5 protein-coding genes are annotated in these 6,751 nt (G+C 51.4%); 3 read left to right on the top strand and 2 right to left on the bottom strand.

Features of this window, described 5'->3' with window-relative positions; all coding sequences use genetic code 11:
• The first annotated feature begins 181 nt into the window (after positions 1-181).
• The 3 genes from CW742_RS04935 (at position 182) to ilvD (ending at position 4,658) form a co-directional block, all read left to right on the top strand.
• Positions 182-1,438 (top strand): COG1361 S-layer family protein, encoded by a 1,257-nt coding sequence (locus tag CW742_RS04935; RefSeq protein ID WP_292417301.1) that lies wholly within the window; start codon positions 182-184, stop codon positions 1,436-1,438.
• Between the two features lie 168 nt (positions 1,439-1,606).
• Complete coding sequence (locus tag CW742_RS04930; protein ID WP_292417299.1) at positions 1,607-2,932, top strand: cobyrinate a,c-diamide synthase; 1,326 nt, start codon at positions 1,607-1,609, stop codon at positions 2,930-2,932.
• A gap of 82 nt (positions 2,933-3,014) precedes the next feature.
• Positions 3,015-4,658: a dihydroxy-acid dehydratase gene (gene ilvD / locus CW742_RS04925; RefSeq protein ID WP_292417296.1), complete on the top strand. Its 1,644-nt coding sequence runs from the start codon at positions 3,015-3,017 to the stop codon at positions 4,656-4,658.
• Between the two features lie 205 nt (positions 4,659-4,863).
• Here the strand turns inward: ilvD and CW742_RS04920 are convergent, their stop codons facing one another.
• Both CW742_RS04920 and purH read right to left on the bottom strand, forming a co-directional pair.
• Positions 4,864-5,505, bottom strand: coding sequence for a DUF4013 domain-containing protein (locus tag CW742_RS04920; protein WP_292417293.1), 642 nt, complete (start codon positions 5,503-5,505; stop codon positions 4,864-4,866).
• A 133-nt stretch (positions 5,506-5,638) separates the two neighbouring features.
• On the bottom strand, positions 5,639-6,751 hold a 1,113-nt coding region (gene purH, locus CW742_RS04915; protein ID WP_292417290.1), incomplete at its 5' end, for a bifunctional phosphoribosylaminoimidazolecarboxamide formyltransferase/IMP cyclohydrolase.

The raw sequence follows: 6,751 nt of genomic DNA, 5'->3' as shown, positions 1-6,751 counted from the left end.
GTATGTAGCTATTCTCACATGCATCTCCAAAATTATTTTACCGTTAATTGTCATTGGTTATTAGAACAATGTCGGAATCAAAAATTTCCTTCATGGATTGACAGACAATGTATCTTATCACATCTTCTGGTAGGTTTCTATGGCAGTAAGGAAAAAAAATCTCATCATTCTGATGTTCGTTATGACTTCAATTATTGTCATGCCGGTCATGGGAGGAACACTCTACTTGTCTGGCAGTCCGAATCTTTCTGCATCAGTCTCCGGATCTAATGAGTTCTCACCGAATTCAGAAGTGCAGATAACCATCACAATCCAGAACACCGGTCAGAGCAAAGACAAACTGGTCCAGTCCGGGATCACGGACCGGGATGACCTGCCGACTACTGCAAAATTCCTTTCAGCATCACTCTCGCCGGGCAATGCGCCGGTTACGATAAAAACCGATCCGGTTATGCTAGGTGACCTTGGGGGTTCATCATCCGCCAGCGCACTATACACGGTTAAGATCAAGGAAAGTGCTGGCGGAGGAACCTATCTCCTTCCTTTGACACTGAACTATTCCTATCTCTCTTCTGCAAGCCAGTACAATGATGCAACAATGGAATACTTCTACCAGTCAGAAGAGATCACTTTGGATATTCCCATCACCATCAAACCGGAAGCTGCAATTGAGGTCCTCTCTGCGGACCCTGAGCATATAACAGCAGGGGCTGATGGTTACATCAATGTGAAAGTGAAAAATTCCGGCACTGCCCATGGATCACAGGCCATTGTGGTTCTTACCCGCAATGGAGCCAGCCCGATTATTCCCGTAGATGACAGTGTCTACATTGGAGATTTCTCCCCGGGAAGCACTGCAATTGCCCGGTATAAAGTCTCTGTCTCCGACCGTGCGGAACGACAGTCCTATCCGGTGGATATCCGTGTCATATACCTGAATCCGGAGGGGGACAGTATATCCGCCCGCCAGAAAACCCTAGGTATTCCTGTTAGTGGTAAGATGAGTTTTGCAATTATCTCATCTCCTGCCACAATGCATCCGGGGAACCAGAAGGAGATCCAAGTTGAATACAAGAATACCGGAGATAGTCCGGTTTACGGTGCAAAGGCGAGGATAAGTGCTGTTGATCCTTTCACCAGTACTTCAGACATAGCGTATATCGGGGACCTTCAGCCCAATGAATCACGGGTGATAATCTTCCAGCTGGGCGTGGATCGCAGTGCCACGATAAAAGAGTATGGCCTTGATTCCGAGATCCGGTACCGGGATGCTCTTGACAACACTCATCTCTCGGATCCCATGAAATTGACAGTAGATGTTACTGCAACAGAAGGAATTGCCATTATCCTTACCAATCCCATCTATCTTTCGATTGTTGCTGCTGCGACTATCGGTATAGCCTATATGGTATACCATTACCGGAAAAAGAAAGAATAATCCAATCTACACTCAATTTTTTCCAAATACATCTTTATCTGCGATACTGCCAGAGTACCATTGCAGCAAGATTTGTCCGGATCCCAAAAATATTATCAAATACTGGATCCGGTAACCTGAAGAAACGGGTACTATGATCAATCTCGCAGGATATACGGTGAATACCTCATGACAATCCCCCGAATAGTGATTGCCGGTACGCACAGCGGGTGCGGAAAGACGACTGTTGCGGGCGGACTCATGGGAGCCCTTGTCGCAAAAGGGTACCATGTCCAGCCTTTCAAGGTCGGCCCGGACTTTATCGATCCCAGCCACCATTCAAAGATCTGCGGACGAGAATCCCGAAACCTTGATCCATTCATGATGGGTGAAGCCGGGTGCCTTGACACGTTTCACCGTGCATCGGTAGGATCTGATATCGCGATCGTTGAAGGCGTCATGGGAATGTTTGACGGGGTCGACGGAACAGACTTTGCCAGCACCGCGCATGTAGCCCGTGTCCTCAATGCACCGGTAATTCTTGTTGTTGATGCAAAAGGAATGTCGCGGAGTATCCATGCTCTCATCAGTGGTTTCCGTAATTTTGATCCAACCATTACGATTCCCGGAGTGATTGTCAACCGTACCGGCAGTCCGCGTCACCGTGCAATGATAGAGCCGTTCCTTGCAATCCCCGCGCTGGGATGGATACCGCGAAGCGATGACATTTCCGTAAAAAGCCGGCACCTTGGACTGATTATGGGCCATGAGCCCGCTCCCCATCGTGAGATTGCAGCCCTGATTGCTGAACACTGTGATCTTGATGCAGTTGTATCTGCGGCCCGGACAGCACCTCCCATTCCTTCCCCGCATGATGGAGATTCTCCGGTTGCCTCCCTTGCAAAAATCGGCATTGCATATGACAATGCATTCTGCTTCTATTACCGGGACAATCTTGACCTGCTGGCACGCTCCGGTGCCGAACTCGTCTTCTTCTCCCCGCTGACCGATCCCCTGCCGCCCGTTGACGCGGTGTATATTGGTGGCGGGTACCCCGAGTTGTTCCTTCCTGACCTTGCATCGGCGGCCTGTACACTGGAGCTCACTACGGCGGCGGATAACAACCTGCCTATCCTTGGTGAATGCGGAGGACTGATGTATCTTGCCCGTGAGGTATCCGCAGATACCAATCATCGCATGACCGGAATTCTTCCAGCATCAGTAACAATGACAAAACGCATCCAGGCTCTTGGGTATACAAAAGGCACAGTAACAACCAAAGGTGCGTTTTTTAATCTTGGTCAAACGGTAACCGGCCACGAGTTCCATTATTCACAGCTGGATCCAGACCGTGACGCCCGGTTCACTCTTGCACTCTCGCGCGGCAAAGGTATCTGCGATGGCAAAGACGGGCTTGTGTCATTGAATGCAGTTGGCCAGTATACCCACGCATATTTTTCCCCCGCATTTGTCCGATCCTTTGTAGATGCAGCAGTCTCCTTCTCGAAGACCTGATCCACCTGCACCACAGTACGTGCAGATACAAGGGATAATCTTTCATGAACACGAATCTCTTTTTCATAGGAAGTCTGGTTTTATGCGCAGTGATATGGCAAAAAAAGGATATGAACGGGCACCAAACAGGGCGCTTCTCCGCTCGCTTGGTGTAACCGATAGCGAGATGGGACTCCCGTTCATCGGTATCGCGAATGCATACAACACGATTGTTCCCGGCCATATCCACCTCAACCAGCTGGCCGGCAAGGTTAAGGAAGGTATTGCAGCTGCTGGGGGCGTACCCTTCGAGTTTGGCACAATCGGGATCTGCGATGGTATTGCGATGGGTCATGAGGGAATGCGGTATTCCCTTCCATCGCGCGAGAACATCGCGGACTCGATCGAACTTATGGTACAGGCCCACTGTTTTGATGGCCTTGTCTGTGTCGGAACCTGCGACAAGATCGTTCCCGGAATGCTGATGGCTGCAGTCCGGTGCAACATTCCGACAATTGTCCTGACCGGTGGACCTATGCTGTCCGGTTTCCAGGACGGCAAAGAACTTTCACTGATTGACATCTTTGAGGGAGTTGGAAAAGTGGCAGCCGGTTCGATGACTGAACAAGCCCTGGGCGAACTCGAGTGCTGCGCCATGCCCGGGTGCGGCTCCTGCCAGGGACTATATACCGCCAATACCATGGCCTGCATGACCGAGGCAATGGGAATGTCCCTTCCCGGTTGTGCAGCAACACCTGCGGTCGATGCCGGAAAACTCCGGATCGCCCGCGAAACCGGAGAAGCAATTCTCCCCCTCGTAAAAAAACAGGTTCTTCCCCGTGATATCGTTACGAAAAAAAGCCTCAGGAATGCTATACGGGTGGATATGGCGCTTGGAGGTTCCACCAACACTGTTCTTCACCTTATGGCAATCGCTACCGAGGCAGGCATCCCCCTCACCCTGGATGATTTCTCCGAACTGGCAGAAAAGATCCCTCATATCTCCTACATGCAGCCATCCGGCCCGCACTCGATGCAGACGCTCCACCGTGCCGGCGGGATTCCAGCGGTTATGAAACAGCTTGAAAAATTCCTTGACAACACCCCAACGGTCTCCGGCCGAAAAGTCCTTGATATCACAACGTCAGCAGTCGTCAGGAACAACGAAGTGATCCGGACGGTAAAAAAACCCATCAATGCAGAAGGCGGACTCCGGATCCTCTCCGGCTCGCTTGCACCAGATGGTGCTGTTGTGAAGAGCGCCGCCGTGCCAAAAGAGATGTGGAAGCATACCGGCCCGGCACGTGCCTTTGATGGCGAAGGACCCGCCATGAAAGCAATCCTTGGCAGGAAGATCCGGGAAGGGGACGTTATCGTGATCCGAAACGAAGGCCCCCGGGGAGCACCCGGTATGCCGGAGATGCTCTCTCCCACATCAGCACTGATGGGACTCGGGTACAAAAAGGTCGTCCTTATAACTGACGGAAGGTTTTCCGGGGGAACCCGAGGTCCCTGCATCGGACATGTTGCTCCGGAAGCTGCGATTGGCGGCCCCATTGCCCTTGTGAAGGATGGCGATTCGATTGCAGTCGATCTTCACAAGAAGACAATCGATCTCTGCGTATCGGCTCAGGAACTGAAAAAGCGGAAGAGTGCATGGAAACCTGCCACAAAGAACCTCGCCGGTGTACTTGCGCGATACGCAAAGACCGTTGAACAGGCCAATCTTGGCGCTGTTCAGCGCTGACTTTTTTCTTTTTTTTGTAACGAATATTCAGTTCGGCTCAGGGCCCTTCATTCAATACTCTGAAATTTAAAAACGTTCGTGTTTCCGGCAAAAACGCTTTTGAGTTCAAAGGACTGGTCGTCCGGATTGACCTGACACCGGTTTCATTTCTCCAGCCGGAACATGGTGACTGAATGAAGAACTGGGAGAAAAAAGTGTTTGAAAATTATGCTGCGCTGTCGTAGATCAGGCAGACATAGCGCGAGTGCCAGAGCACCAGGGGCGGGACAATGAGGAACAGGATGAGTGTTCCAACATAGGGAATTGCCATCAGGATAAACTCGATGATACCGATGATGATACCGATGATAATGAGGGCAATGATGTAGTTGACCCACCCGATCTTACCAATGGTTTCGAGGATTGCCCCGAAGTTGAATGCCTCTCCCATGGATCCAGTCCGTGCAAAACGGATGACACCGATCGTTGCAAGAAGGCCGGTGATGAAGGCAACAATGAAGAAGAGGAGGAAGCCTACAAGCATACCTCCCATAATCCCTACCATTGCTGCAGGGTTCATGGCATAGGACGTTACAGCAGCGCCCAGCATCACAAAGAAGACGATCAGGCACGGAATAGCCCAGATAAGAGAGATGATGAGGTACTTGATACCGTCAATGATGAGTGTCCCCCACCCGTCGACTTCCGGTGCAGGTTTCTCACCGCGGTAGATCTTCAGGGTATATCCGAGGAGCGGGATACAGAGAAGGATGGTCGCAACCAGGAGCAATATCCATTGCATCCATTTACCAACAACCCCGTCTTTTGCATAGGCAAAAGACTCGCCAAGCATGTTTCCAAAATCCATTCTTTTCGCCTCAATATAGTCAAATCATCCATGGCCGCTCGCGGCCACAAACGATTTAAAGAAGGTATGGTAACTTCGCAGAATAAATATCTATCGCAGATTTCTGCCTGTTTTTCAAAAAAAAGGAAAAATTTCAGTGCCTGAAGTATCGTACGCCCGTAAAGACCATTGCCATATGCAGGCGATTTGCTGCATCGATGACTTCCTTGTCCCGAATCGATCCGCCCGGCTGCACAAGTGCCGTGGCTCCAGCCTCTGCGGCAACTTCCAGCGTGTCCGGGAATGGGAGAAACGCATCCGAGGCAACGGCCGATCCTTTCAGGGATCCGCATGCTTTGCTGATAGCGATCTTTGCCGAATCAACCCGGCTCATCTGGCCGGCACCGATCCCGAGTGTTCGTTTCTGGTCCGCAAAGATGATGGTATTGCTCTTGGTATGCTTGCAGACCTTCCAGGCAAGCTGGAGCGCTTTCATCTCATCTGCTGTCGGGTCGCGGTTCGTGATAACCTGCCAGTGCTCCTGGTAGACCGGAGTTCTCTGGACAAGGATGCCGCCATCAATAGTCCGGAGTTCATCGGCATCGCAGCGCTCCGGCAGAAGGAGAACCCGCATGTTCTCCTTCTTCTTCATGATTTCCAAAGCATCAGGAGAAAATTTCGGGGCAACGATTACCTCAACAAAAGTTCCACAGATCTCCTCGGCAAACGCTTTTGTGACCTCGCGGTTCACGGAAACTACCGAACCGTATGCTGAGACCGGATCCACATCGCGGGCAGTGAGATAGGCAGCCAGAACGTCAGTCCCGGTAGCAACACCACAGGGATTATTGTGCTTGACGATCACTGCCGCGGCATCGTCAAATTCCCGGAGCAGTCCAACACCTGCATGAACGTCCAGATAATTATTATAGGACATCTGCTTTCCCTGGAGGGGTTCTGCGCCAGCAATCCCGGCCGTCCCGTATACTGCCGCCATCTGGTGCGGATTCTCACCGTAACGGAGCGGTCTGCCGTTGGTGAACTGCAGCGAGAGCGTGGGAGGGAAGGGAGATTCGAGCCGCTGGAGGTAATTGCTGATGGCTGCATCATATGCGGCAGTGCGGACAAACACTTTCTTTGCAAGCGTGAGACGCTGTTCTTCTGAGATTCCGCCGTCTTTAATGGCTGCCAGTATGGCCGGATAATCGGCAGGGTCGACAACGACCGCAACATCCCGGTAATTCTTGGCAGCTGCCCGGATCATCGC

It is taken from the genome of Methanoregula sp. (genome assembly GCF_002835825.1).
In the GTDB taxonomy this organism is placed as follows: Archaea; Halobacteriota; Methanomicrobia; order Methanomicrobiales; family Methanospirillaceae; genus Methanoregula.
This window is presented reverse-complemented; position numbering and strand designations above follow the sequence as displayed.